The following is a 23,100-nucleotide window of genomic DNA, read 5'->3' as shown; positions in this document are numbered from 1 at the left end:
CACGGCCAGTTACTACTGTACCACGACCTGAAATTGAGAATACGTCTTCGATTGGCATAAGGAATGCTTGGTCGATAGCACGTTCTGGTTCTGGGATGTAAGAGTCAAGAGCTTCAACAAGAGCAACTACAGCATCTTCGCCGTATTGACCAGCTTCACCATTAAGCGCTGCAAGAGCAGAACCACGGATTACTGGAGTGTCGTCACCTGGGAAGTCATAAGTAGAAAGAAGTTCACGAACTTCCATTTCTACTAATTCAATTAATTCTTCGTCGTCTACGATATCGCATTTGTTTAGGAATACAACGATATAAGGTACACCTACCTGACGAGAAAGGAGGATGTGTTCACGAGTTTGTGGCATTGGACCATCAGTCGCCGAACAAACAAGGATCGCACCATCCATTTGCGCAGCACCAGTAATCATGTTTTTAACATAATCGGCGTGACCTGGGCAGTCTACGTGAGCGTAGTGACGGATTGGAGAATCGTATTCTACGTGTGAAGTATTAATTGTAATACCACGTGCTTTTTCTTCTGGTGCAGAGTCGATTGCAGCGTAATCTTTCGCTTCACCACCGAATTTTTTTGCACACACAGTTGCAATCGCAGCTGTTAAAGTCGTTTTACCATGGTCAACGTGACCGATTGTGCCCACGTTAACGTGCGGCTTATTACGTTCAAACTTAGCCTTAGCCATGCTTTTCTTCCTCGTTTACGTCGAACACAATTCTGAGTAAAACCCAGCTCCGACATATCGCCTAAAAAAAAATAAACACCCAATACTTGAAAAGCAGACTAAAAAGCCTGCTTCTGGAATCTTGCGCAACATTTAAAGTTGCTAAACTGTAAAATCTGGAGCTCTTATCGAGATTTGAACTCGAGACCTCTCCCTTACCAAGGGAGTGCTCTACCACTGAGCTATAAGAGCAAATATAAGCACTTCAATAGATATGGAGCGGGAGACGAGGGTCGAACTCGCGACATGTAGCTTGGAAGGCTACCGCTCTACCAACTGAGCTACTCCCGCACGATGTTGGTACAAACCACTTATTGAAGTCTTAAAATTGGTGGTGAGGGAAGGATTCGAACCTTCGAAACTTTCGTAGCGGAGTTACAGTCCGCCCCCTTTGACCGCTCGGGAACCTCACCATTTTACACTTACTTCAGTGTTGTTCTTTCTACTCACTCTCAAACTTTCTAAGATGGTGCCGGCACACGGATTCGAACTGTGGACCTACTGATTACAAGTCAGTTGCTCTACCAACTGAGCTATGCCGGCTTTTCCTAGTGTTTCGTACGTTTCGTATCGGAACGGTGTGCAGTTTAGCAAATCTTGAAATCCTTGCAAGTGTTTTTTCTAAAAAAAACGTGAAAAACTCATAAAATCAATCCATTTGATGATAATTCAACCGCTTTGATCACTGCGCGAGCTTTTATTTGGGTTTCATTCCACTCTGATTCAGGATTTGAGTCGTACACCACCCCTGCTCCAGCTTGAACATAGACCTTATTTTCACGAATTACACAGGTACGAATCGCAATCGACATGTCCATTTCGCCATGCCAGCCTAAATAACCAACAGCACCACCAAAAATTCCACGTTTTACTGGTTCAACTTCGTCAATAATTTCCATAGCACGGATTTTTGGTGCGCCTGAAAGCGTACCCGCAGGGAATGTTGCCTTAAAAACATCCAAAGCATCGATATCATCACGTACTTCACCTTGCACATTTGACACAATGTGCATGACATGCGAATAACGTTCGATCACCATTTGATCAGTCACGTGAACTTTACCGATTTTAGAAACGCGTCCAACATCATTTCGCCCCAAATCGATCAACATCAAATGCTCTGCAATTTCTTTTTCATCAGATAGCAAATCTTTTTCTAGCGCTAAATCTTCTTCTTTTGTTTTACCCCGTGGTCGCGTTCCCGCCAAAGGACGAACTGTTGCCACACCATTTTCTAAACGAGACAAAATTTCAGGTGATGAACCAACAATATGAAAAGGAATGTCATTTTCTAGTGTCTGCCCTTGCACCAAGAACAAATATGGCGATGGATTGAGGTGACGTAGTGCACGATAGACCTGTAAAGGCTCACCATCAAAATCGGATACCATACGATGACCTGGCACAACCTGCATCACATCACCGGCTTTAATGTACTCTTTTACTTTTGCAATAGAGTCAATAAAGTTATCGTGTCCAGTGATGGATTCAAACTGTGGTGCAGTATGCTTATTTGCTTTGAGTGCAATTGGGGTTGCCAAAAGTTCTTCTAGCTCATCCAATTGTTGCTGCGCCTTGGTATAGGCCTCAGCATCATTTACATCGGCATGCACAATTAAGAATAAGGTATCCTTAAGGTTATCAAAGACGATGACGGTTTTTGATAGCATCATCCAAATATCCGGAATCCCGACCGGGTCAGCTTCTGGAACGTTATTGAGCTTTGGTTCGATATAACGTACAGCATCATAACCAAAGTATCCAACCAATCCACCGGTAAAGCTCGGCAACGCTGGCAAATCTTGCTGTGTAGGCACTTTATATTGTGCTTGGAAGTCACGAATGTATTGAAACGGGTCATCACATTGTTGTTTTTCAACCGAGCCATCAGCATGTTGAACGGTCAACTGCCCTTCATTACACGAAAATACGGTGGACTCGCCCAAGCCAATAATGGAGTAACGCGCCCAGTTTTCGCCACCCTCTACAGATTCAAATAAATAGGCTTGTTTATGTTGTTTTAATCGCGCAAAGACAGAAAGTGGAGTTTCTGTATCTGCCAAGCGCTGACGATATACTGGAATCAAGTTATATCCAGCAGTTTTCAGTTGTTCAAATTGAGTTTGTGTAGTCATTTGGGTTTCTCTATATTTCGCGTGGTCAATTTCAGTTAATTTCTTCTCATGCTGATTGAGTGACGCCATCGAAATACTACACACTTGCTCATTTTCACTTCCTTAACCCTACTTATTTCAATCCAATAATTCTTTTAAGTTATCAACCACGTGCTGCGGCTGACAATCTCGAATATTTTCACCATGATTATAGCCATAGCTGACCACAATACAATCAATACCCGCACGACGTGCTGCCTCTACATCATTGACAGAATCACCCACCATCAAAATTTGCTGTTTCGGCAAGGCATAATGCTCCGCACAATACTCTAGCTGCTTGGGATGTGGTTTACGCTCTTCAAAACGATCTCCGCCAATCACATCATCAAAGTATTCATGCATACCTAGTGCCTGCACAATACTGCGTGCCGGTTGCTCTGGTTTATTGGTCACACAAATCAGAATTTTCTGTTCTGCTTTTGCCCAATCCAAGAACGCTAGAATGCCGTCAAAGGGCTGCGTCAAAACACAAGGATCTGCATTGTAAATCTTTAGAAAAGTTTCCAGTAAAAGGTGGTGCTGTGCGGCATCAACCTTTCCGGTCAAGTATTCAAGTACGCTATGACAAAACAATGAAGTTCCTTTCCCAATCCAGTTTCGCACCTGCGCTTCTGTGACCAACGGTAATTGCAACGCATTTAGACTCATATTCATCGCACGATGTAAGTCAGATGCTGAATCGACTAGCGTTCCATCCAGATCAAATAAAATCATTTGGCGTTCTGCTAAACGAACTTCAAACATAATTCCCCTCTATTTTTTTGTAAATTTTCCCCATAAAAAAGGCATGCCCATGCATGCCTTTTGAGGAATGTCTCGGTTTATTTAAACAAGACCCATGCAATAATTGCAAGAATGATTAAAACAATGACTGAGATTAAGCCCACAGAGGCATTTTTTTGCGCTTCACGCTCTTGCTCTACACATGTCGCTGGAATTTCTACATCACATGCTTCATTTTTCGGAACAGCAGTTACGTCAATTCCCTCAGGAATTGGTGCAGGTTTAGGCACACCTACATTGGTCGGCATACCATCACGAGTCAATTGAACCGAGCCATCTCGCTCTTTCAACTCTGGCATACCTTGATCATTCATTTGTTGTGCTGCGGTTTTAACAACAGGCTCTTGTGCCTTAGTCTCAGACGTGTTTGCTACAGACTCTTGTGCCACAGTTTCAGAAACTGCAACAGCTTCAGACGGCTGCTGAACAGGTGTAATTTCTTCTGTTTGCAACGCTTCAACGCTTTGTTCAATATCCGCTGGGATCTGAACAGCTTTAGCTGGAGCCAATAAACTAAACTTCACACTGGCAAACTGTACAATATCACCTTCTTTTAAAAGTGATTCACCAGTCAAACGGACATCATTAATAAACGTCCCATTGGATGAATTAAGATCTTGCAACCAGAGTGCCTGATCTTTCAGTACAAAGGCAGCATGTTTACGCGATACATCAGATTCTTGCAAAACAATATCTGCTTGTTGATGGCGACCCACCAACATATCACGCTCAATACTAATTTCTTGTCCTGTTAAATCACCAGAAATTGCTTGAATTTTCCAAGTCATGAAGTTAATTCTCTATTGCTCGTTTTTTTCATCATAGCATGCTGTGGTTTTAAAGCTAAACCACTCTGCTGTCTAACCTAAGGCATGCCCGCCACTTTGCCATTCGGTACGGTAATGGTTTGGCGCTTCACCGCAGGTTCAATGGCGACTGGCGTGGAGACCACTGCCGCTGGCTGTGTCATTTGTGGTGCTGTCGGTACCGTCTTATACACAGGGGCTGGCGCTGTACCTTTTGAAACAGGTATGCGCTGTTGATACACATCGTCCACATTTTCAGGCAATTTCGCAAAATTACCATCATTATCCAGTGCCAGTTGCAGACTATAGAGCTGACTGTAACGCTGCTGAGACATTTTCTTCACATCAGCAGAATTTCCAACAATGGTCGGATGAATAAAGATCAGCAAATTGCGTTTACTGTTGGATTTTCCTTCCGAGCTAAAGAGTTTGCCCAGTACAGGAATAGCCCCCAACCCAGGAACCGATTGGCGTCCATGCAAGGTATTGTCAGAGATCAAACCACCCAACACAATCGTTTGACCATGCTCTGCCAAGATCGAGGTTTTGATCGCGCGTTTAGTCGTAACCAAATCCGACGCTTGGCCTTTATTGTCTTTTACATCAGAAACTTCTTGCTCTACCTCTAAACGCACAGAGCCGCCGTCGCCAATATGCGGCACAACTTTCAAAGTAACACCGACATCTTTACGCTCAATCGATGTATATGGATTGGCTGTACCACCATTGGTGGTGACCGAGCCTGTCACAAATGGAACGTTCTCACCCACCACAATATAGGCTTCTTCGTTATCCATCGTCACAATAGACGGTGTAGATAATAAATTGGATTTGGTTTTTTCTTTTAGGGCCTGAATCATCGCACCATAGAGTTTGCGTGAACCATCACTACCTTCACGATAGTCACCAAGGACCAAAGAAGTACCCGCACTCACCGCGCTACCTGCACCCGCAGCGCCACCAGTTAAATAACCTGCGGCAATATTCTTTAAACTAGAACCAAAGTTATCAAAGTTAATTAAGCCGATACCACTACTGATATCACCCAACGCCCATTGCACACCGAGTTGATCGGTATCCGTGCCTTCGACTTCAATAATCGCCGCTTCGATCAGCACTTGCTGACGACGAATATCGAGCTGAGAAATCGCAGATTCAATTTCACGCATGAGCTGCGGATCTGCTTTCACAATCAGTGCATTTTGTGTGGTATCGGCAATAATACTGACGCCATTGGCATTAAAGCTTGAAATACCATTTTGCGTATTATTGGAAGAGTTATTGCTGTTGAGGTTAATACCTGAACTGGTGTTATTTTGTGAACTGAATGACTGTGAATTCGAGCTGTTATTATCATTCATTAAGCTGTTCATCGTGCTGCTGTTTGAGCTATTCGATGAATTCGTACTCGAAACAGCTTGCCCCGTGACCAAGCCTTGTAAGATTTCCGACAAGTTTTTTGCACTGGCATACTTCAAACGAAAGACTTTCAACCCACCCAATCGATCTGCTGCAGGCACATCTAAGGTTTCAATAATCTTACGAATGCGCTTACGTGTCGCTGTATCACCTTTAATGATAATGCGATTGGTTCGATTGTCCGCGATAATACGAATTCGTGACCCTTTCGGGTCTTTTGATGCGCCGGTCGAACTCATCGACTCTAACAGTCCAATCATTTCTTCGGCCTGACTCGATTGCAGCGTCACAGCTTCGATATCATTTTGACCAGTTCCATCTAAATTACGAATAATCGTTTCGAGCTGATAAATATTACTTGCACGATCTGAGACGATAAGCGCATTGGTCCCCGCCACTGCTGACAAATGTGCAAATTGCGGCATCAATGGGCGCAACGCTGGAATTAAGTCGTTGGCATTAGTGTTATCAAGCCAAATCACTCGAGTGACAATTTGGTCTCCAGACGCACGGTGGCGCGCATCATAAGGAATGCCCGAGCTTTTTACATTACTGTCTGGAACTAGTTTAATGGTGTTGCCCGATGGAATTGCCACTACACCATTCACATTCAACACACCGAGAAACAGGTCATAGACTTCATTTTTATTTAAAGGCTTATTGGAAATAACCGTTACATTTCCTCGTACCCGTGGATCAACTGCAAAATTTTTCCCCGTGATATCTGCGACTTCATTAATGAATGCCGTAAGATCTGCATCACGTAAATTGATTTTCCATGTTTGTGCATAACTTGCTGTGCTGACCATAGCAACCAAGGGCACCATGGCATAGGCAGCTAAAGTTGAACGGTTATTATTAAATAAAGCCATATACGCCTGTGTTTCCTAACCCTATAAAGTGATGAGACATCACTAAAAATCCTGTTGTATGGTCATCACTTGATCACCACGTTTGACTTCAAGTTTCACCTGCCCTTCACGGCGGGCTTGTTCTAATAATTGCGCCTCAGAGTGTCCTGCACCGACCGCCTGCCCATTTAAAGACATGATGCGGTCACCCGGCTGCAAACCCAATTTATTTCTTAAGGCTGCAGGTGTTCGATTTGAAACTTCAAACCCACCATTAACTGATGGATTTACCCCCATTTCCTGCATATATTGTTCACGATTTTCAGTCATGCGTTGTACGGCCTGACCAATCGCGGACTGCGTTGTGCTTTGCCCTAAATTTGCAGAATCAGTTGTATTTTGCATGCTGCTATTCTGCAAAGATCCGCCTGATGTTGCATTGGCTGTAGGGACAATCGGTTGATCTAATCCGTTTTCAATACCTTGGAACGCCAATTCACGCCGTGCACCATTACCCTGCGTTAAAATCACCTTATCCCAATAAACTTCAGCCAATTGGTAGGATGAACCTTGAATGGTTTCTCCGACCAAATAGCGATCTGAACTCTCATTAACCTTAATCACTGCTGACGAGTAGCGACTTGGCTGTCCCACCACCACACCTTGCAATACCATATTTAACTGCGCGTCAGCTGCTGAACTACGATTTTCCTGAAACAAGGCAAAAGAGCTAATATTAGGAACTTGCGTTTGCTGTGAACCCAATTCAACTCGGTCTAACTGCATGGCTTGTGGCGGTGCAATCAATAACCAAAATAAAGCGGCTAACTTCCAGCACAGGTACAAAATCATTAAAGCTAAGACCACAGGTGCAAGTCGATCTGTTTGCTTCCAATTGATCTCGCGGATTTTTTCGAAATAGTCAGCCATCAGTTCACCCCACTCAATAGGGGTTGACGCGAACTAATCACATACGTATCTAATCCGGCCTTACCTTCATAGGAAGCAACATTCATCAAAAAGCGCTGGGTTAATTGCACATCCAACATGAGGTCTGGCTCAATTGACAAATTCATCATTTTTTGTTCACGTTGATCTCGAACATCAATCGACAATTTGCCATTATCATCTTTTAATTGGGCCAACATGGCAGGCACATTCATTGACTCTTGACGCTGTGCAAAGCTAAAGGATAAATCCCTACCTGCCCATTGCATCTCGCCTGATGACTGACTAAATCCCTGTTGTGGCTTATATTTAAACTGCACATCTTTTAATTGAATGGCATTCGTTGGCCATTGCCAATCGGCAAAACTTTTTAAGGTTTCAGGGGCAATTTGACCCTCTAAGTTTTTGATACTGATACTTTTGCCAAAACCATACCCCATCACACCTTGCAGTTTGGTATTACCACTATGAATTTCAACATTTGCACCTAAGCGCAATAAAATCAAATCCCACGGGCGCGTGTTCCAGTTTAACGAGCCTTTCAAGTTTCCTCGTGTCCAATCTGCTTGCCCATGCCAAATATTGCCACTGACGTTATGTAGCATTTGGTTATTTTTATAAAACTTTGTAATGAGCCACGCTGCTGGTACTTGCAGCATAACGAAAATTAAAAAACTGATCGCAGCAAAAATGAGCCACCGAATATTATTAGTTTTATTGATCATCCCACCACAACCGATCCATCAATTTTTTTCCATCATTTAAACATTTTTCTTTATAGACACATTATGCATACTTTTTCTGCATAGCCAATTCAAAGAGATAAAAAAACCAGGCATTTGCCTGGTTTAATTATCCTGAACTCAGGATATGACGATTTCATGAATTATTCTTAAATTAAGAAGTCTTCTAGTTTCGCGCCTTTTTCTAGCTCAGCCACTAACCAACGTGGTTGCTTACCACGACCAGTCCAAGTGTCATCTGCATTGGTTTTGCTACGGTAACGTGGTTCAACCGCTTTACGAGTTGATTTTTTACGTTTGCTTGAACCAAATTCAAGGATTTGTTCAACGCTTAAATCTAAATTTTCTGCAATTTCAACAATACGGTTGTACGCATCTTCAATCGCTTGATCTTTTTTAGATGCAATCAGTGCTTCAGCTTCTACTTGAAGCTTCTTTAACTCTTCAACTGATAAATTACTAATATCAGGCATAATCTTTAACTCCGAAATTTCATTTTAATAATGCTTATGAAAACTCGCTCATAATATTATAATAAAATTTTTATTCAATAAATAACTTTCATTTTACTACAATATTTTAACAAGACTCATTAAAATATATAAAGTTAAATTGTATTTAAATATTATTTCCCACTGAATTTTCTAAGGCTTTTATTTTGGTTTTAATATTTTCTGGAATAGAGATTTTTTGTAGGGTAGTTTTATCCACGCACACAATAACCGCATCGCCTTTAGCAACGATTTTTTGTTGCTTTTCACTCCATAATATATAACTCATACGAAATGCACTATTCCTTAATTCTTCAACGCGCGTTGCCACTTTTAAAATATCAGGATAAATCACGGGGCTTAAATATTTACACTGGCTTGAAGCCACAACCGTAACCACAGACTGATCAAATATATCCAACTGATCTAAATAACCAATCCGCGCACTTTCCATATAACGATAATAATGCACGTTGTTTACATGCCCAAAAGCATCCATATCCCCCCAAGCGACGTGTTGAGTATGAACCAATGAATATTGAGCTAAATCTTCTTGCATATTATGTCCTTATATTCGAATTTCCATAAAATTGGCATTATTTTCAAATATTAAATTTAATTGTTTGATCAAGTCATCCTGCTGATTTAAGGCTGACTTGATGCGTAAATAACTCATTAATACATCATCTGGATATAATTCTAACAATGCATCTGCTTCAGCTTGGCGTGCTGTCGCTTGGTAAATATTCCATTTTGCAAAACTAAAAACAGGCAGCGCAGGATACTTTTCTTCCCAATGTCGAATCTGCTGTTCTACAGCCACATAGTCAGGGTTTTGCTTCAGCATTTTTTGCTGGAACCACAAAAAGAACACTTCTTTGTTAAATTGCTGTTCCAGCAAATGAATGGCCAATTGCTCATGCTCCTGACTCATCTCTGGCATACGAGACAAGACTTTCAACCATAGCACCTTGACCGCATATTTACGCTCTGTAATTTGATCTTGCAAATCCAAATAACGCTGCTTTAAATGCTGTAAGTCATCGACATCAGCTTGATCAAATGCAGATAATAATTGTTCCAACCAAGCTTGTTTTGTCAGCTCATCTAAATGTCCATAACGTGTCGAACGCAAATACAACCAAGGAAACTGCAACGCAAACATGCCCCATAGCGTGGTTAAACGCTGCTCATAGGCAGTGCTGACTTTTTGCAACCATGGCGATAATTCATGTTGATTCAAAAATTCAAGATGCGTTAAAGCCTTTTCACCCTCTTGTTGGGATAAATAAATTTCAATCCGTTGCAATTCTGCAAGTTCAAAAGCCATTGGATTGGTCTGAGTTAATGCATTTAGTGCTGTTTCATATTGCTGCTGAATCCAATATAAACGCGCATCGATCACCCCTTTTAATAATCCAGACTCAGTAAAAGCTTGCTGAATAAAGTTTTTTTGATCTTGTGCAGCATTTAAAAGCCAAATGACAGCCAATTGCTCATAGGGATGTAGTTTATTAAAACTAAAGACCGTTTCAGATTTACGTTGTTCTCGACTTAAATAGCGTTTAACCGCATACCAAAGCATTTGCACGACTAAACTCAGTAATGCTAGCAATAATGCTAAAAACCAAATATTGGATTGAACTTGCCATTCACGCCAGTATAAATACACATAACCTGCACCATGTCCAAAACTCAGCAAACTAATAATGGCGACAACCAATAAACTAATAAATAAATAGGCCAATAAAATATGTTTCATAGTCGATTATCCTATGAGTGCCCGAGTATTTAACAGTGGTACAGAAATAACCGGAATGTCCTTTAATTGTTCTAAACGTTGGCGTATCAGTTTTAATGAAGCATCTGGCAATTGCTGCATAATTTTAATAATTTCAGTGATTTCTTGTTGAAATTGAGGATATTGTCCTTGATTTAAAACCTGCTGAGCCAAAATTAAACGTAACTGCATTTCTTTTAATACCAAGCTACGCTGCATTAATACGAGACTCGGTTGCTCAACCGATTCGACTTGAATCCATTTTTGCCAAAAAGAAAGACCTTTTTGCTGCTCTTTAGAACTATAGGGCTTTAATATTTCTTTTTCTAACAATTGATCGATCGATTGCAGAGTATTTTTCACTTTATCGGACTGCAACTGACGCTCTGTCACATATTGCTTTAAGGTCTCACGATCTTTTTGAATCACCTGATGCAAACTCATACGCAGTGCAGGTGCCAAGCTCAACTGATCTAATTGTTGATCTAATTGGTTTAATTTTTCCATAGCAACAGCAAATTGTTGTTGCTGCATGGCAAATTCAACCAAATCAAGTTGCTGAGCCACCACACTCATTGGCTCAATACTATGGGTTGCCTCAGCAGCAATCGAAGCATTCGATATCGTTGCAGCCGACATCTCGGTCGCTGTGCCGCTCAACTGTCGTTTCAAAGCCACAACCTGATCATTCAAACCGGCATTGCGCTGTTGCAATAAAGTTTGTTGTTGCATCAGTTCGGTTTGTTGAGCATTGACTTGGAATAGATCAAAACTGAGTTTAGCCAACCAAATTACGGCGACAATGACCACAACGACAAACAACTTCTTCATGTATTTCCCTGCACGACTTGCACATGCTGCAATATGTGTGTCGCGTTTAAATCTTCGAGTTGAATAATTTTAAAATCTTTGTTCAGTGTTATACGACTTTGCTCAAGTAACTCGAACAACCTTACACCTAAAACTAAAAAATGTGCATGACTCAGCACTGATAAATGCGACTGAATCAAGTCAAGCCAATTGAGCCAACTAGCCTCACTGGTGATCAACATACAATATGGAGATGACAACTGATGTTCAGAAATGAGTGTTTTTACTTTTTGAATAGTCTCTTCTGGTAGATACCGTTCATATAGCACAAAATTGAGAATCTGAATGCCACGTGCTAGCAACTGCTGCATCATAAATTGACGACCACCTTCACCGCGCCAAAATGCAACGCAAGCCCCGGCCTCTAATTGTTCTAAATGGCTTAAGGTGAGCATTCCCTCCGAGGTTTCCACCTGCGGTACGACACTGTGAATGCCATAATCAGCCAGCTTTGCTGCAGTTGCATCACCGACTGCAACCCATTGAATATGTTCGAGCTGATCAAGTGAAATGCCTGCCTTACGCAAACCTTGCATTCCAAAGGTAACCGCAGAGGGGCTCACCACAACCAATACATCCGCAGCACTCAACTGGGCGTAGCACGCTGCCAATGCTTCTGACCATGCCCGTGGCTTGAGCTCAAGTAATGGAAGCTCAGCCACAGCAACACCCGCAGAGCGCAGCGTCAAGCTAAGCTGCGTTGCACGATCTGCTGGACGTGTATTGATAAAAAGCATGTATTAATACAGTGCCTTTAAAATTTCACCTGCACCTTGGGCTAACAAGTCTTGTGCCAATTTGACACCGAGCTGTTCAGCTTGTTCAGGAAGACCTACTTGCTGTGCTTTCAACAAGGTTTGACCGTCAACACTACCGACACGACCTTCCAAATGAATCTGACCATTTTCTAAAGTTGCATAACCTGCAATCGGTACTTGGCAGCCACCTTCTAGATATGCATTAAATGCACGTTCTGCGCGTACACAGGCATTGGTCTCTGTATGCATTAAGGGCAAAATTAAATCCAATACAGTTTGATCTTGGCTACGACATTCTAGGCCCAATGCACCTTGTCCAACTGCAGGTAAACTCACAACAGGCTCAAGAGTATGACGAATACGCTCTCCTAAACCCAGACGCTTCAACCCTGCACTGGCCAAAATAATCGCATCATAGTTACCCGCATCGAGTTTAGATAAACGCGTACCCACATTGCCACGCAGATCAATAATCTCAAGGTCTGGACGTTGTTTTAAAATTTGGCATTTGCGGCGCAAGCTCGACGTTCCCACCTTCGCACCCTGTGGCAACTCATCAAAACTGTTATAGGTATTTGAAACGAAAGCATCTAATGGGTCTTCACGCTCACAAATCACGGCCAAGCTTAAACCTTCAGGCAAAGCCATTGGCACATCTTTCATCGAATGAACTGCCAAGTCTGCACGACCATCCAACAACGCCGCTTCTAATTCTTTTACAAATAATCCTTTCCCCCCAATTTTGGCTAAAGGGGTATCTAGAATCTTGTCACCTTGAGTCACAAAGGTCACCAACTCAACTTTCAAATTTGCATGAAGTGCTTCTAAGCGTGCACGAATATGTTCCGCCTGCCAAAGTGCAAGCGGGCTTTGTCGAGTTGCGATCTTAAGGATATTCATAAATTTTTAAATACAGTCTATAGGGCTATTATTCTAAACTTAACTTGCTCAGTTGAAAATGCAAGCTTAATTCGCAATGTACTTTGACCCTTGCCCTATAATTTTTGTATTCGCTCACGCAAATTCGGTAAATGTCGACGGCTGACCGCCAAACGTTCTTCCAAATCTCGACAACGCACCTGATATTGCCCCGAGCTTACGACTTCCAAACCATCTAAAAAGCTCACAGACACCAAGGCATTGCGATGAATGCGTATAAAGCGATCACCAAATTCATGCTCTAAATCTTTCAGCGTTTCATCAATGAGTACGCTGCCATTTTTGTGCCGAACAGTGACATATTTCTGATCTGCAAGAAAATAGTAAATATTTTCCACAGGTACCAACTCTACACCACGATAGGTCTTTGCCGCGATTTGATGGCGGCTGATTTTAATTTCGTCCATATTTTCTTTTTGTTTTATCGTGCTCAATTGAGCTTGGGTTAATTTAGTTAAATGATCTAAAACCTGCTGCAATTCCTGTTGCATAACTGGTTTTAGTAAATATCCCTCTGCATTCGATTTAAATGCATCAAGCGCATGATGATCATATGCAGTGCAAAAAATAATAGCGGGCATGGGGTCTAATTCACGCAACAATTTCGCGCAAGTCAACCCATCCATTTCAGGCATTTGAATATCTAGTAAGATGACATCAGGCTCGAGGCTTTGAGCCAAGTCAATCGCTTGTTGACCATGTGAAGCTTTCGCAACCACTTGATGTCCAAGTTGAGTGACTAAACGTGACAATCGCTCTACTGCTAGAGGCTCATCATCACAGATTAGGATGTCCATTTCTCCTCCTTATCTCGTTAACGTCATTTATTTTTATTGGTCAACTGAGATTTCTATTTATATTGATATTGCACCACAGTCGTATACATTCCCTCGCCTGCGTAGGTTTGAAAAGTGACATGCTGACCATAATATGCCTCAAGTCGCTGTTTCACGTTTTCGATGGCAATACCATTCCCCTGACGTAATTTAATTGTATCCTGTGTATAGGGATTTGTAATAACGATATTAATTTGATTTTGTAATATTTCAATCAATATATTTATCGTACTCTTTGTCAAAATCTTTTCAACTCCATGAAAAATACTATTTTCTAATAAAGGTTGTAAAGTTAATAGTGGAATTTGTACTTGAGCGTATTGTTCAATACCTTCTAGTTTCCACTCCACCTTAAGCCGATCACCTAAACGCATTTGCTCAATGGCCAAATAACGCTGACACAGATCGATCTCATCTTTGAGACTTACCAACTTCAATTCTTGAAAACTTGCACGGAACAATCGAGATAAATTCAGTAGCATTTGCTCCGCTTTATCTGGGTCAATCGCAATCAAGCTAATCACATTGTTTAAGCTATTAAATAAAAAATGTGGATGAATCCGAGCTTGCATAGCCTGAATGCGTGAGTTTAATTCACTATGATGTTGTCGACCCCACTGTTCTCTTAAATATAAATATCGAAAACAAAATGCCCCAAGTAATACCCCATAGCTCAGATTTAAAACCACGCCAGCAGTTAAAACGTCTACACTCAAGCCAGCTAAACTGAAATTTTCACCAAAATAGATCAAAACATTTAAAGTTATGGTGGTGAATAACACCAAAGCTTGCAATAAAACAAACCCGCTAAACATGAGCATTTTCATGCTTAAACCACGCGTCTTAGTCTGCAAAAGCTCTGAAAATGCAGCAAATGCCAATAAAATCCAGTTAATAAACAACACATGCTGCATGACACTGGAAACACTTAAGGCTTGCCACGATTGAGCTTGGGCCAAGGCCAAGACCAACGCCACGATATTGCCCGCAAGAAACAGCTCCCACAGATAGTGCCAACGGCCCATTTTTCCTGAAAATACAGAAATTGTCATAGACCTAAACCCTGTCTAAAAGTTTGATCAACTTGCCCTTCGGCAACTGGGTTCGAATTTGCTATACTCTTGCTCAGTTCTATGCTTTTTATCTTATTGAGCCGACATGACCACATCTTCTAATTCCTCAAATCCGTCACAAGCCCAAACTTCAGGCATGTGGGGCGGTCGTTTTTCCGAAGCTACTGACGCTTTTGTTGCTGAATTTACAGCATCTGTACAGTTTGACCAACGCTTTTATAAACAAGATATTGCAGGTTCAATTGCACATGCAACCATGCTTGCAAAAGTTGGCGTTCTAACTGAACAAGAGCGTGACGATATTATTAATGGCTTAAACACCATTAAAGCAGAAATTGAAGCGGGTAACTTCGAATGGCGCATTGACCTAGAAGATGTGCACATGAATATTGAGTCACGCTTGACTCAACGTATCGGTATTACAGGTAAAAAACTACACACCGGTCGTAGTCGTAATGACCAAGTTGCAACCGATATCCGTCTGTATGTTCGCGACGAAATCGATGCGATTTTAGAATTATTGAAAAAATTACAAAAAGGCATCCTAGGCTTAGCGGCGAAAAATACCAATACCATCATGCCGGGCTTCACGCATTTACAAACTGCACAGCCAGTGACTTTTGGTCACCATTTAATGGCGTGGTTTGAAATGTTGGTACGTGACTCAGAGCGTTTAATCGACTGCCGTAAACGTACCAACCGTATGCCTTTAGGTTCTGCTGCACTTGCAGGAACAACCTACCCAATTGACCGTGCATTCACTGCCGAATTACTAGGTTTTGAAGCTGTCGCTGAAAACTCTTTAGACGCCGTATCTGACCGTGATTTTGGTATTGAATTCAATGCGGCAGCATCACTCATCATGATGCATTTATCACGCATGTCAGAAGAAATGATTCTTTGGACATCGGCTCAGTTCAAATTTGTGAACATCCCTGACCGTTTCTGCACTGGCTCTTCAATCATGCCGCAAAAGAAAAACCCAGACGTTCCTGAGTTGATCCGTGGTAAAACTGGCCGTGTATATGGTGACTTGATGAGCCTATTGACCCTGATGAAAGGTCAACCATTGGCATACAACAAAGACAACCAAGAAGATAAAGAACCACTATTCGATGCAATCGATACTGTTCGTGGCTCACTCATGGCATTTGCCGACATGATCCCTGCACTAGTGCCAAACATTGACATCATGCGTGAAGCAGCGCTGCGTGGCTTCTCAACTGCAACTGACCTTGCCGACTACCTCGTTAAAAATGGCGTGGCATTCCGTGATGCACATGAGATTGTGGGTAAAGCAGTTGCTCTCGGTGTTCAAGAAGGCAAAGACCTTTCAGAATTAACCCTTGAGCAACTTCAACAGTTCTCTGACTTGATTCAGGCCGATGTCTTCGAAAAAGCTTTAACACTCGAAGCATCTGTCAATGCACGTAACCACATTGGTGGTACTGCACCTGCTCAAGTTGAAGCAGCAATTGAACGCGCGCATGCACGTTTAGAAAAACTTTACGCATAACTTTTTCAAGTTAAATGGAGTATTGATATGTCTCGACAAGTTTTTTGCCGTAAATATCAGGCTGAAATGGAAGGTTTAGACTTTGCACCATTCCCGGGTGCGAAGGGACAAGAATTGTTTGATACGGTATCTAAACAAGCTTGGCAAGAATGGCTAAAACACCAAACAACATTAATCAACGAAAAGCGTTTGAATGTGTTTGAACCAGATGCAAAAAAGTTTCTTGAAGAACAGCGTGAAAAATTCTTCAGCAATGATGAATCTTTAGAAAAAGCCGAAGGCCTAAAGCCTGAGTAAAACTTAAAGCGTTGCTTTAAGTTTTACGCAAGACAAGCGAAGCGCGTAGCTTCAAATGTCATGAAGGAGTCCAAAGGGGCTCCTTTTTTTGTGCTTAGGAGTACTGCCACGCCGCAAGACAAGCAGCTATGCTGCGCGTAGGCTTGAATTGAAAAGAATCTCCAAATTTGGGGATTTTTTTACTACTCTATAGATTACGCAAGACAAGCGAAGTGCGTAATTTCAAAATAAAGTCTGAAAGGACTCCTTTTTTTGCTTCGGAGCACTGCTATTTTCGCAAAACAAAGATGACGTCTGTGTAAGCTTTCATTCAGAAATGATCTTCATCATTGCTGGAAAATCTTTTATCCATTGATCAATTTTATTTAAACTTAAATAAATGAATTTATTATTTAAATAATGTTAATTGTATTTTTATCATTACATATATCGATTTTCAATGTTTAAATCCAAACAAAACCTACCAAAGTTATCGGCCAATTTGTATCAAAAATTCTTAATGTAAATTTGTGATACATTTCTCAATAAAACACAACATTACACTACAATAAACTCCATGTATTTCTAAATCTGCTTTCCTATAATAGCAATCAAGAAGATGGAAACATCTTCCATAATAGCGATAAGTAACCCCGATTTTCCTTCCCAGATTTCCCCCAAAATCTGGGAATTTTTTTATCCAAAATTTGCACTAACGTCTCACATTTAACTTCAAGCTCTAATCAAATGAAGCGCTGTTCAAACTAGTCAAACCCTCAATTTTTTCTAAAAACTCGGCAATAAAAAAGCCCCGATCACGGAGCTTTTAATAACTTACTTTAAATCAAGGTTGCTTTAAATACGGCCATGCGGCTTTCAAATATATAAACATCGACCATAACGTTAAAACTACGGCTGTATAGAGCAATCCATACGCCAACATTTCTAGGGGTTGCCAATTTAGCAAGAACACTGAAATCGCAATCATCTGAAATGCTGTTTTATATTTACCAACGGTTGAAACCGCAACACTGGTACGCGCGCCTAATTCAGCCATCCACTCACGTAGGGCAGACACCGTGATTTCACGTGAAATAATTACAATCGCTGCAAAGGCCATCGAAATGGTCGGTTGCCATTGCACCAAGACGATCAACGCAGTTGCGACCATCAGCTTATCTGCTACAGGATCGAGAAAACGTCCAAATGCTGAAGTCTGATTTAAACTTCTTGCAAGGTAGCCATCAAACCAGTCAGTGACAGCTGCGATCACAAAAATAGCAGTCAGCAATATATGACGTGACATGCTTGCAGCATGCTCACCCACGCCCATTGCAGGTGGCCAGTACGCCACCAACAAAAACACAGGAATTAAAGCAATTCGTGCCAATGTTAAAATATTAGGAATATTCAGGATTCGACCTGTTGTCATAGACACCCCAGTTTTCCCCTCATGCACGATGAAAATGCAAAATAATTTGAGGATTTATCCATCGTTAGTTGCACTCACTTTATACGAAATGCCCCTCAGTGTCACTAGGCAAACACCGTAACAGTCTGTCGCGCAATCGCTATCAACTGGTTATTTTCATCCCATAAATGCGCATATTCTGTAGCGTATCCATCCGCTGCATAATCGGTAAATACTTTATATTTAAACCAATTATGTAAGTTTGATTGCAAGGGATGTACATAAGTCAATGTCCACGTTAAAGAACTCGCAGGTGCCATGGTTTTGTACATAGGCAGTACACCGGGCGGCCACATATCCATCGAGACCATTAGGTCAGCAACAGTCATCTTACGGTTATCATGACGTTCTGGGTTAAAACGCATCCAACCACTAAAGTCAGGCTTTTGACTTGCTGTACATGGATACTGCCCATCTACCCAGACCAAATCCATTTGCTGAAAGCACTGGGGTGCAAGTGGATGATGTTCGGCAATCTTTAAGCTGCTCACTTCAGGAAAATCGGGTGCTTGACGCTCCTGATTGACGGCAATGCTTGATTCACGTGGAACACCAAAGCTCGCCAATAAAATGCTTTGTACGGCATCATCTTGCCAAAGTCGAACTTCGATGGTGGTGACGGATTTGCCCTGTCTTAAAATTTCAGCACTTAAACGCACGGGCGCCAATTGTACTGGCCCAACAAAGATCACATTACAACTGAGTAAACGTCGCTGCGGATCGGCAATGGTGGCAACGGCTTTGTGCATCATCATGCCAGCCACTAAGCCGCCATAGATCGTACGTCCTTGCAACCATCCTTCTGGAATCTCAACCCATTCATTGTGTTCAATATGTTGATACAACTGTGCGAGTGACATCATCATCCCTGATCATATTTTTGATTTTTATATCATTGTATAAAAATTAAATGATGTGAATGATCAGTGACTCATGCGTCAATGATCATTTTGGCAAATTCAGGATTGACCCGTCATCGATTGGGCTTAGTTCGCGCTATTCATGCAGGATTTTATAAATGGTGCGCGCCATCACATCACCTAAACCCGGTACAAGTTTTAAATCATTTTCCGAAGCTTTGAGTACCCCCTGAATGCCACCAAAATGGGTCAACAGATCCCGACGACGTTTTGGCCCTAAGCCCGGAATCACCTCAAGTACCGATGAGCCACGCTTTTTATCTCGTTTCGCTCGATGTTTAGTAATAGCAAAGCGGTGGGCTTCATCACGAACCTGTTGAATCAAATGCAGGGCTTTATGGTCTTCGGGCAATTGAATTTTTTCACCATCGGTAAAGTGCAAAGTTTCCAAACCTGGTTTACGCCCCTCACCTTTGGACACCCCGACCATAAAGGCATCGAGCTCGAGCTCCTGCATGACTTCCATCGCCATGTGTAATTGACCTTTGCCTCCGTCAATTAATAGCAAATCGGGCAACATATGCTTTTTATAGCGGCGGGTCAGTGCTTGACGCATGGCAGCATAATCATCGCCTTCGGTAATGTCATTGATGGAAAATTGGCGATAGTCGCGCTTTCTTGCACCGCCAGCATCAAAGACCACACAAGACGCGATAGTTGCCTCCCCCATAGTGTGAGAAATATCAAAACACTCAATACTGTCAATTGGTCGCCCTACCACTTGTTCTAACTGATGAAAACGTTCATTCAATTCAAAATGATCAGCCAGTCTACCTTTAATCGCATGCTGCACATTCATTTGTGCAAGCTCTTGCCATTCGGCACGAGTTTCTCGCACTTTATGTTTGATTTGAATTTTTTTATCAAAGTGCTGATGTAGTGCATCTTCCATGTCTTTGCGATCTGGAATATCGACATTGATGATGAGTTCAGTTGGAATCTCATCTGCAACTTGAAAGTAGAAATTGGCAATGAAGTCCGAGAGCATTTGACCTAGATCATCACCCTGCATATCAGGGAAATAACTCTTTCCGCCGAGCATTTTGCCATTGCGCACATGCATGATTTGCACACAGGTCACACCGGCTTGATAAGCAATGGCAATAATATCTGCCTCGCCTTTGACTTTATAAATCGCTTGCTGAGTTTGTACATCACGTAGCAGTGCCATACGATCACGATAAAACACTGCCTTTTCAAACTCCAAAGCTTCTGCCGCAGCTTCCATTTTCCCAATCAGCTCTTGATTGAGCTCTTTGGTATCGCCTTGTAAGAACCGAATCGAGTTATTGACATCTTCTTTGTAATCTTCGGGTGAGATCAACCCCACACAAGGCGCGGAACAGCGTTTAATTTGGTATTGCAGGCATGGTCGTTTGCGCTGTGAAAAATAGCTATTTTCACACTGACGCACATTAAACAGTTTTTGCAGCACCACCAACGTATCACGCGCGTTATAAGCACTCGGATAAGGCCCAAAAAACTTACCAGCTTGATGCTTACCTTTCCCACGTCCTGCGGCAATTCGTGGATAGGGTTTATCGGCAGAGATAAAAATATAAACATAAGACTTATCATCACGCAGCATGATGTTATACGGTGGACGATGCAGCTTAATCAGGTTTTGTTCGAGCAATAGGGCTTCCGTTTCAGAACGCACCACCAAGGTTTCAATATCATAAATACGGGCGACCAAGGCTTGCGTCTTGGGATGCTCAATAGTTTTGACAAAATAACTCGACACACGATTTTTTAAATTCTTTGCTTTACCCACATACAGCAACTCACCGTCTTTACCCAGCATGCGGTAAACACCGGGTAGAGTCGTCATATTGGCAAGAATTTTTTCAATATGTTCGCGTGCGTTTTCGTTCACTTTTGCCTTGTTCCGTCTTCGATATTGCTCTTTGACATGATGTGATGCTTTTACCTACATTTTCAAGCAATCCCGCAAATTTATTGTTGCTCATAGCAATGATCTGATTGCTAAAAGCTATTAATGCAAAATTCTAAATTTGCTATGCTCAAAACATCACGCTTTAGGAACATGATGCATGACGAACGCCAATCCCGCCATCCATGTCGTACACCCGACAACTTCGATGCAGAGCACTGCTGAAAAAAACCGTTTGATGGGTAAGCCGCGTTTTCATTTTGAACCGCATGACGTTATGCAACGCTTAAAGCAACGGATCATTGGACAAGAAGCAGCATTAGACGAAATTGAAAAAATGCTGCATGTGGTCAAGGCTGATTTTTCCAGTCCTGAACGACCGCTCTCCGTAACCTTAATGCTTGGACCGACAGGTGTTGGTAAAACCGAAACTGTGCGTTTAATCAGTGAAGTGATTTATGGCCGACCTGATGCCTTTTGCCGTATTGATATGAACACGCTCGCACAGGAACATTATGCGGCTGCCATTACTGGTGCGCCTCCGGGCTATGTCGGTTCTAAAGAAGGCCATAGTTTATTTGATGAAGTTGCCATTGCAGGTAGTCATACCCGTCCGGGCATCGTGCTTTTTGATGAACTGGAAAAAGCGTCAACCGAAGTGCTTCGCGGCTTAATGAATGTGCTAGATAGCGGAAAATTAACCCTAACCTCAGGTACAAAAACCATCGACTTTCGTAATTGTATGATCTTTATGACCAGCAATGTCGGTGCACAAGCGGCACAGCAATATCTAGATAAGTTAAATTTTTTACCCGAAAAAATACAAAAGGTTTGTCTCAAGCGCGTGCCGGTCAGCAGCATTATTGAAAAAGTCATGCAACGTAAATTCGACCCTGAATTTATTAACCGTATTGATCGTGTACTACAATATCAACCCGTTCAAGATGATGCTTTACCTCGTTTGGTGGAGATTGAACTGGAAAAACTTAATCAACGCCTACAACATCAAAAACGCAGTATCAAACTCACAGATGCAGCCAAAGCACATTTTTATCAGAACCATGATATTCGTTATGGCGCACGACATTTAGCACGAAAAATGCGGGTCGAGCTTGAGCCTATTTTGGCGGTGTATTTTTTGAATCATCCCGAACAAACTAAAATACACCTAGATGCACAACTTGGACAATTGGTTATTATTAAATAATTCACTGGTCTTTAAAAGGCATGCTCACATACCTTTATTCAGCATTCTTATATTTATTGGACTGGAACACCAATCGCTTTAGCAAAAGCTTGCGGATCTTTCGGTGAAACCATGACGAAATTGCGTTCTCCATTCTGTATATATTCAATTTTTAAACGTTTAATGGAAAGCGCAGGTGCCGCAGATAAATCCTGACTTGCACTGATGCGTTGGATATTCTGCAAAGGAATCTGCCAATGTAGAAACATGCTACGGATGTTTAATTCTGTAGCGGAAATTTGATAACGTGTATTGAATATTGGCCACCACAGCAGTAATACCGTTAAAATATACACCGCGGTATGAAGAGGATATTGCTGCATCGTGCCTTTGGCTTGCATGGTGAGTAATAATTGAATGAGTAAACCGCTCATACAAACAATAAACGCCACCACCCACCAATCTTTTTTTGAACGAAAAACTTGCATCTTATCCCCCATCAACTGCTTTTATTCTATACAAGATTTTGAAGGATGCATCTGCTATTTCAGCTTTTATTTTTGCAGGAAATAAGCGTATTTATCACATTATTTTCAAGAATATGGAGAACCATTTCGCTCAAGT

The 23,100-nt window shown here is 41.8% G+C and carries 21 protein-coding genes, 4 tRNA genes and 1 pseudogene; 3 read left to right on the top strand and 23 right to left on the bottom strand.

Going from position 1 to position 23,100, the window contains the following annotated elements; genetic code table 11:
• The 19 genes and pseudogenes from FTV50_RS15225 to FTV50_RS15135 all read right to left on the bottom strand — a co-directional run.
• Positions 1-700: GTP-binding protein (locus FTV50_RS15225; RefSeq protein ID WP_180024949.1), on the bottom strand; the 700-nt coding region annotated here is incomplete at its 3' end.
• 156 nt (positions 701-856) lie between these two features.
• Positions 857-931: transfer RNA gene (locus FTV50_RS15220), tRNA-Thr, on the bottom strand.
• Positions 932-954: 23 nt separating this feature from the next.
• A tRNA-Gly gene (locus tag FTV50_RS15215) sits at positions 955-1,030 on the bottom strand.
• 38 nt (positions 1,031-1,068) lie between these two features.
• Positions 1,069-1,152: transfer RNA gene (locus tag FTV50_RS15210), tRNA-Tyr, on the bottom strand.
• A 54-nt stretch (positions 1,153-1,206) separates the two neighbouring features.
• Positions 1,207-1,282: transfer RNA gene (locus tag FTV50_RS15205), tRNA-Thr, on the bottom strand.
• Positions 1,283-1,380: 98 nt separating this feature from the next.
• A complete protein-coding gene (gene trpE / locus FTV50_RS15200; RefSeq protein ID WP_180024951.1) occupies positions 1,381-2,874 on the bottom strand; it encodes an anthranilate synthase component I in 1,494 nt (497 codons plus the stop codon).
• A gap of 117 nt (positions 2,875-2,991) precedes the next feature.
• On the bottom strand, positions 2,992-3,660 hold the full coding sequence (gene gph / locus FTV50_RS15195; RefSeq protein ID WP_180024948.1) for a phosphoglycolate phosphatase: 669 nt from the start codon (positions 3,658-3,660) through the stop codon (positions 2,992-2,994).
• A 77-nt stretch (positions 3,661-3,737) separates the two neighbouring features.
• Positions 3,738-4,487 carry an FHA domain-containing protein gene (locus FTV50_RS15190; protein WP_180024947.1) on the bottom strand — a complete coding sequence of 250 codons (750 nt, stop codon included), beginning with the start codon at positions 4,485-4,487 and terminating at the stop codon, positions 3,738-3,740.
• Between the two features lie 77 nt (positions 4,488-4,564).
• On the bottom strand, positions 4,565-6,796 hold the full coding sequence (gene gspD, locus FTV50_RS15185) for a type II secretion system secretin GspD (protein WP_180024946.1): 2,232 nt from the start codon (positions 6,794-6,796) through the stop codon (positions 4,565-4,567).
• 42 nt (positions 6,797-6,838) lie between these two features.
• Positions 6,839-7,705 (bottom strand): type II secretion system protein N, encoded by an 867-nt coding sequence (locus FTV50_RS15180; protein WP_180024945.1) that lies wholly within the window; start codon positions 7,703-7,705, stop codon positions 6,839-6,841.
• The gene (gspN, locus tag FTV50_RS15175; protein ID WP_180024944.1) at positions 7,705-8,448 is read right to left on the bottom strand and encodes a type II secretion system protein N; all 744 of its coding nucleotides are present in this window, start codon (positions 8,446-8,448) and stop codon (positions 7,705-7,707) included. The genes FTV50_RS15180 and gspN overlap by 1 nt, the downstream gene beginning before the upstream one ends.
• A gap of 167 nt (positions 8,449-8,615) precedes the next feature.
• Positions 8,616-8,942, bottom strand: a complete 327-nt coding sequence (locus tag FTV50_RS15170) for an H-NS family nucleoid-associated regulatory protein (protein ID WP_078190459.1) — start codon at positions 8,940-8,942, stop codon at positions 8,616-8,618.
• Between the two features lie 142 nt (positions 8,943-9,084).
• Positions 9,085-9,516 (bottom strand): thioesterase family protein, encoded by a 432-nt coding sequence (locus tag FTV50_RS15165; protein WP_180024943.1) that lies wholly within the window; start codon positions 9,514-9,516, stop codon positions 9,085-9,087.
• A gap of 9 nt (positions 9,517-9,525) precedes the next feature.
• Complete coding sequence (locus FTV50_RS15160; RefSeq protein WP_180024942.1) at positions 9,526-10,719, bottom strand: heme biosynthesis protein HemY; 1,194 nt, start codon at positions 10,717-10,719, stop codon at positions 9,526-9,528.
• 6 nt (positions 10,720-10,725) lie between these two features.
• Positions 10,726-11,568 (bottom strand): hypothetical protein, encoded by an 843-nt coding sequence (locus FTV50_RS15155; protein WP_180024941.1) that lies wholly within the window; start codon positions 11,566-11,568, stop codon positions 10,726-10,728.
• A complete protein-coding gene (locus tag FTV50_RS15150) occupies positions 11,565-12,344 on the bottom strand; it encodes a uroporphyrinogen-III synthase (RefSeq protein WP_180024940.1) in 780 nt (259 codons plus the stop codon). The genes FTV50_RS15155 and FTV50_RS15150 overlap by 4 nt, the downstream gene beginning before the upstream one ends.
• A gap of 3 nt (positions 12,345-12,347) precedes the next feature.
• Positions 12,348-13,265, bottom strand: coding sequence for a hydroxymethylbilane synthase (gene hemC / locus FTV50_RS15145; RefSeq protein WP_180024939.1), 918 nt, complete (start codon positions 13,263-13,265; stop codon positions 12,348-12,350).
• Positions 13,266-13,360: 95 nt separating this feature from the next.
• The gene (locus FTV50_RS15140; RefSeq protein WP_078190465.1) at positions 13,361-14,101 is read right to left on the bottom strand and encodes a LytTR family DNA-binding domain-containing protein; all 741 of its coding nucleotides are present in this window, start codon (positions 14,099-14,101) and stop codon (positions 13,361-13,363) included.
• Positions 14,102-14,154: 53 nt separating this feature from the next.
• Positions 14,155-15,308, bottom strand: a pseudogene (locus tag FTV50_RS15135) (sensor histidine kinase).
• On the opposite strand from FTV50_RS15135, the gene argH reads away from it, so the two are divergent.
• Together argH and FTV50_RS15125 are read left to right on the top strand one after the other, a co-directional pair.
• On the top strand, positions 15,299-16,729 hold the full coding sequence (argH, locus tag FTV50_RS15130; RefSeq protein ID WP_171319324.1) for an argininosuccinate lyase: 1,431 nt from the start codon (positions 15,299-15,301) through the stop codon (positions 16,727-16,729). The pseudogene FTV50_RS15135 and the gene argH sit on opposite strands and share 10 nt — an antisense overlap.
• Positions 16,730-16,756: 27 nt before the next feature.
• Positions 16,757-17,026, top strand: coding sequence for an oxidative damage protection protein (locus tag FTV50_RS15125; protein WP_180024937.1), 270 nt, complete (start codon positions 16,757-16,759; stop codon positions 17,024-17,026).
• Positions 17,027-17,849: 823 nt separating this feature from the next.
• On the opposite strand, the gene pgsA is transcribed toward FTV50_RS15125, so the two are convergent.
• The 3 genes from pgsA to uvrC all read right to left on the bottom strand — a co-directional run bounded on the left by pgsA (position 17,850) and on the right by uvrC (position 21,272).
• Positions 17,850-18,437 carry a CDP-diacylglycerol--glycerol-3-phosphate 3-phosphatidyltransferase gene (gene pgsA / locus FTV50_RS15120; RefSeq protein ID WP_078190467.1) on the bottom strand — a complete coding sequence of 196 codons (588 nt, stop codon included), beginning with the start codon at positions 18,435-18,437 and terminating at the stop codon, positions 17,850-17,852.
• A 104-nt stretch (positions 18,438-18,541) separates the two neighbouring features.
• Entirely contained in the window at positions 18,542-19,336 is a 795-nt protein-coding gene (locus tag FTV50_RS15115) for a thioesterase family protein (protein WP_180024950.1), read from the bottom strand.
• A gap of 136 nt (positions 19,337-19,472) precedes the next feature.
• Entirely contained in the window at positions 19,473-21,272 is a 1,800-nt protein-coding gene (gene uvrC, locus FTV50_RS15110) for an excinuclease ABC subunit UvrC (protein WP_180024936.1), read from the bottom strand.
• Between the two features lie 178 nt (positions 21,273-21,450).
• Here uvrC and FTV50_RS15105 point away from each other — a divergent pair, with 178 nt between their 5' ends.
• The gene (locus FTV50_RS15105; protein WP_180024935.1) at positions 21,451-22,497 is read left to right on the top strand and encodes an AAA family ATPase; all 1,047 of its coding nucleotides are present in this window, start codon (positions 21,451-21,453) and stop codon (positions 22,495-22,497) included.
• A 53-nt stretch (positions 22,498-22,550) separates the two neighbouring features.
• Here the strand turns inward: FTV50_RS15105 and FTV50_RS15100 are convergent, their stop codons facing one another.
• Positions 22,551-22,964, bottom strand: coding sequence for a PH domain-containing protein (locus FTV50_RS15100; RefSeq protein WP_180024934.1), 414 nt, complete (start codon positions 22,962-22,964; stop codon positions 22,551-22,553).
• Positions 22,965-23,100: the final 136 nt, after the last annotated feature.

Origin of the sequence: Acinetobacter sp. YH1901134, from assembly GCF_013416965.1 — a bacterium.
GTDB classification, from domain to species: domain Bacteria; phylum Pseudomonadota; class Gammaproteobacteria; order Pseudomonadales; family Moraxellaceae; genus Acinetobacter; species Acinetobacter amyesii.
Note: the sequence above shows the minus strand (reverse complement) of the source record. Positions and strands in the feature narration are given on the sequence as shown.

Excerpts from the sequence above, each read along its gene's own strand:
- trpE (WP_180024951.1), bottom strand. The coding sequence starts at position 2,874 with ATGACTACACAAACTCAATTTGAACAACTGAAAACTGCTGGATATAAC.
- gph (WP_180024948.1), bottom strand. The coding sequence starts at position 3,660 with ATGTTTGAAGTTCGTTTAGCAGAACGCCAAATGATTTTATTTGATCTG.
- FTV50_RS15190 (WP_180024947.1), bottom strand. The coding sequence starts at position 4,487 with ATGACTTGGAAAATTCAAGCAATTTCTGGTGATTTAACAGGACAAGAA.
- gspD (WP_180024946.1), bottom strand. The coding sequence starts at position 6,796 with ATGGCTTTATTTAATAATAACCGTTCAACTTTAGCTGCCTATGCCATG.
- FTV50_RS15180 (WP_180024945.1), bottom strand. The coding sequence starts at position 7,705 with ATGGCTGACTATTTCGAAAAAATCCGCGAGATCAATTGGAAGCAAACA.
- gspN (WP_180024944.1), bottom strand. The coding sequence starts at position 8,448 with ATGATCAATAAAACTAATAATATTCGGTGGCTCATTTTTGCTGCGATC.
- FTV50_RS15165 (WP_180024943.1), bottom strand. The coding sequence starts at position 9,516 with ATGCAAGAAGATTTAGCTCAATATTCATTGGTTCATACTCAACACGTC.
- FTV50_RS15160 (WP_180024942.1), bottom strand. The coding sequence starts at position 10,719 with ATGAAACATATTTTATTGGCCTATTTATTTATTAGTTTATTGGTTGTC.
- FTV50_RS15155 (WP_180024941.1), bottom strand. The coding sequence starts at position 11,568 with ATGAAGAAGTTGTTTGTCGTTGTGGTCATTGTCGCCGTAATTTGGTTG.
- FTV50_RS15150 (WP_180024940.1), bottom strand. The coding sequence starts at position 12,344 with ATGCTTTTTATCAATACACGTCCAGCAGATCGTGCAACGCAGCTTAGC.
- hemC (WP_180024939.1), bottom strand. The coding sequence starts at position 13,265 with ATGAATATCCTTAAGATCGCAACTCGACAAAGCCCGCTTGCACTTTGG.
- FTV50_RS15140 (WP_078190465.1), bottom strand. The coding sequence starts at position 14,101 with ATGGACATCCTAATCTGTGATGATGAGCCTCTAGCAGTAGAGCGATTG.
- argH (WP_171319324.1), top strand. The coding sequence starts at position 15,299 with ATGACCACATCTTCTAATTCCTCAAATCCGTCACAAGCCCAAACTTCA.
- FTV50_RS15125 (WP_180024937.1), top strand. The coding sequence starts at position 16,757 with ATGTCTCGACAAGTTTTTTGCCGTAAATATCAGGCTGAAATGGAAGGT.
- pgsA (WP_078190467.1), bottom strand. The coding sequence starts at position 18,437 with ATGACAACAGGTCGAATCCTGAATATTCCTAATATTTTAACATTGGCA.
- FTV50_RS15115 (WP_180024950.1), bottom strand. The coding sequence starts at position 19,336 with ATGTCACTCGCACAGTTGTATCAACATATTGAACACAATGAATGGGTT.
- FTV50_RS15105 (WP_180024935.1), top strand. The coding sequence starts at position 21,451 with ATGACGAACGCCAATCCCGCCATCCATGTCGTACACCCGACAACTTCG.
- FTV50_RS15100 (WP_180024934.1), bottom strand. The coding sequence starts at position 22,964 with ATGCAAGTTTTTCGTTCAAAAAAAGATTGGTGGGTGGTGGCGTTTATT.